This window comes from Cognatundibacterium luofuense (genome assembly GCF_018139685.1).
GTDB lineage: Bacteria > Pseudomonadota > Gammaproteobacteria > Burkholderiales > Burkholderiaceae_D > Undibacterium > Undibacterium luofuense.
Map to the genome: position 1 here is coordinate 1 of NZ_JAGSPN010000450.1, position 319 is coordinate 319.

At 30.7% G+C, this 319-nt stretch carries 1 protein-coding gene; it reads left to right on the top strand.

Features of this window, described 5'->3' with window-relative positions:
• A partial coding sequence (locus tag KDM89_RS21180; protein WP_212689782.1) for a hypothetical protein occupies positions 1-319 on the top strand: 319 nt, incomplete at both ends.

Sequence of the window (319 nt, forward strand, 5' to 3'; positions counted from 1 at the left end):
TTTGAAAATTGTTTCTGGTAAGCCTTTATCAAATGATGAGATTAATTCGTATTTTTCTCAGAGTATTGTAGTGTGGAATGCTTACCGACGTTCGATGCAAAGTGGTGTTTTACCAAAAGCGTTTATGTTCGGAACTCCGGTGCTTATATCTTCGAACAATCGAAGTGAATTTTTTGAAAACAATAAGACTGGGATTGAAATTTCTTTAACATACCAAAAATCAGAAATTTATGAAGCGATTTATAGAATTCAATCTGATTTTCAAAAATTCTCAAATTTAGCTCGCGAAAAATTTTTGTCAAATTTTTACTATAAAGCT